Raw genomic sequence first — 2,756 nt, forward strand, 5'->3', positions numbered from 1 at the left:
CGGGAGGGGCAGATTGGTCGTCTTCTTCCCCTTTCCCCTCCTCCTTTTCTCTCTTTCTTCTCCTTCTCTCTTTTCTCCTTTTTCTCTCTCCTTCTTTCTCCCTTTCTTCTTTTCCTTTCTCTTTCCTCTCCTTTCTCCCTTTTTCCTTTTTCTTTCCCTCCTCTTCCCTTTTCTTTTTCCCCTTTTCTTCCTTTCCTTCCTTCTTTTTTTCCTTCCCCTCCTCTCCCTCCTTTTCCCCCTCCTTTTTCTCTTTCCCCTTCCTCTTTTCTTTTCCCTCTTCCCCCTTCTCCCCCTCCCCTCCCTCCTCCTTTTTTTCCTTTTTCTTTTCCTCTCTCTCCCCCCTCTTTTCCCTCTCCTTTTCTTCCTTCCCTTCCCTCTTCTCCCCCTCCTTCTCTTCCTCCCTCTTCTTCTCTTTCTTTTTTCCTTTTCTTCCCTCTCCCCCCCCTTTTTCCTTCTCCTCTTCCTCCTTCTCCTTCTCTTTCTCTCCCCCTTCCTCCTTCTCCCCCCTCTCTTTCCCTTCTTTTTCTTCCCTCTTCTTCTTCTCCTTTTCCTCCTTCCCCCTCCCTTTCTTCCTTCCTTCCTCTTTCCCCTTCTTTTCTTTCTTCCTTTTTCTTTCCCCCCTCTTCTTCCTCTTCCCCCCTTCCTTTCCTTTTCCTTCTCTCTCCTCTCTTTTCCTCTTTCTCTTCTTTTTCTTTCCCTTCCCCCCCTTCTTTCTTCCCTTTTTCTTTTCTTTTTCCCCCTCCCTCTCCCCCTTCTTTTCCTCTTTTCTTTTTTCCTTCTCCTTTCCCTCTTTTTCCTCTTTCTCTTTTTCTTTTTCCTCCTCCTTCTCCTCCCTCTCTTCCTTCCCTTCCCTCTCCCTTTTCTTTTCCTTCTCCCTCTCTTTCTTTCTCCCCTTTTTTTTCTTTCCCCTTTCCTCCTCTTTCCCTTTCTCTTCCTTCTTTTTTCCTTTCTTTTTCTTCTTCTCCTCCTTTTCCTCTTTCTTCTTTTCCTTTTTCTCTTTCTTCTCCTTCTTCTTTTTCTCCTTCTTCTCCCCTTCTTTCCTTCTTCCCCTTCCTTCCTTCCCCTCCTTCTTTTTCTTTTCCCTCCCTCTTCCTTCTTCTCCCCCCTTCTTCTTCCCCTTTTTTCCCTTCCTTTCCTTTTTTTCCTTTTCCTCTTCCTTTTCCCTTTCCTTTTCCCTTTTCTCTCCCTCTTCCTCCCCCTCTCTCTTCCCTCCTTCCTTCTTTCTCCCCTCTTTCTTTTTCTTTTCTCCCTCCTCCTCTTTCCCCCTTTTCCTTTTTTCCTCTTCTTTTTTTCCCCCTCTCCTCTCTTTCTTTTTTCTTCTTCTTCTTTTCCTCCTTTTTCCTCCTTTTCTTTCTCTCCCTCCTTCCCCCTTTTTTTCTTCTCCTCTTTTTCTCCCTTCTTTTCCTCCCTCTTCTTCTTCCCCTTTTTTCCCTCCCCCTCCCTCTCCCTCTTCCCCTTTCTCTTTTTCTCTTTTTCCTTTTCCTTCTTTTCCTTTTTTTTTTCTTCCTTTCCTTCCTCTTTCTCCCTCTTTCCCCTCCTCTCCTCCTTTTTTTTCTTTTTTTTCTTCTCTTTCTTTTTCTTCCTCCCCTCCCTTTTTTTCCTTTTTTTTTCTCTTTTCTTCTTCTTCTTTTCCTCCTCCCCTCCCTCCTTCCTCTTCTTTTTCTCCTTTTTCTTTTCTCCCTTCTTTTTTTTCTTCTCCCTTCCCTTCCTTTTTTCCTCTTTCCTTCCTTCCCCTTCCTCCTTTCCCTCCTTTTTCTTTTTTTTTCCTTTTTTTTTCTCCCTTTCCCTCTCCTCCCTTCCTCTTCTTTTTTTCTCTTCCTCCTTTTCTTCCCTCTCTTCTTTTTCTCCCTCCCCTTCCTTTCTTTTCTTTCTTTTTTTTTCTCTTTCTTTCTTTCTTTCTTCTTCTCTTTCTTTTTTCTCCCTTTCTCCCTTTTTTTTCTTCTTTCCCCCCTCCTCCTCCTTTTTCCTTCCCTTTTCTTTTCTTTCTCCCTCTCCCCCTCCTTTCTTCCTTTTTTCTTCTTTTCTTCCCTCTTCCCTTCCCTTCTCTCCTTTTCCTCCCCCTTCTTCTTCCTTCCCTCTTTTTTTTTCTTTTTCTCTTTCTCCCTCTTTTCCCTTCCTTCTTTCCTTTCCTTTTCCTTCTTTCCCTTCTTCCTTTTCTTCTCCTTTTCTTTCTTTTTTTTTCCTTTTTTTCCCTTCTTCCTCTTCTCCCTTCCCTTCTCCTCTTTCTTCTCTTTCTTCTTCCTTTCCTTCTCTTCCTTCTTTTTCTCTTTCTTTTTCTTCTTCTTCCTCTTCTTTTCTTTTTTCCTCCTTCTTTTCTCCTCCCCCCTCTCTTCCTCCCCTTCCCCTTTCCCCTCCTCCCTCTCTTTCCTCTCTTCCCCCTTCTCCTCCCCCCTCTCTTTCTTTCCTTCCTTCTTCTCCTTCCCTCCCTCCTCCTCCCTCCCCTTTCTCTTCCCCCCCTTCTCTTCTTTCTTCTCCCCCTCCTTCTTCTCCTTCTCTCTTTTCTTCTCTTCTTTCCCCCCCCCCTCTTTCCCCTCCCCCTCCTTTTTCCTCTCTTCTTCTCCCCCTTCTTCCTCCCTCTCCCCCTTCTTTTCCTTCTTTTCCCCCTTCCCCCCTCCCCTCCCTTCCTCTCCCTTTTCTTTCTTCTTTTTCCTTCTTTCATCATCAAACGCAGAATCATCGGTATGGCTCTTCTCATATTTTCGCTACTGCAAAGGATATTTCTCATGTCGTCACTGATGCTGCTTCTTGGTTGGTTG

Annotated in this window: 2 protein-coding genes; one reads left to right on the forward strand and one right to left on the reverse strand. The window is 44.6% G+C overall.

Features of this window, described 5'->3' with window-relative positions; translation table 11 throughout:
• Positions 1–2,659: hypothetical protein (locus tag AKG39_RS20215; RefSeq protein ID WP_201780303.1), on the reverse strand; the 2,659-nt coding region annotated here is incomplete at its 3' end.
• Positions 2,660–2,695: 36 nt separating this feature from the next.
• Between AKG39_RS20215 and AKG39_RS20610 the strand changes: the two genes are divergently transcribed.
• On the forward strand, positions 2,696–2,756 hold a 61-nt coding region (locus AKG39_RS20610), incomplete at its 3' end, for a hypothetical protein (protein WP_242852677.1).

Source organism: Acetobacterium bakii, from assembly GCF_001263355.1.
Taxonomy (GTDB): domain Bacteria; phylum Bacillota; class Clostridia; order Eubacteriales; family Eubacteriaceae; genus Acetobacterium; species Acetobacterium bakii.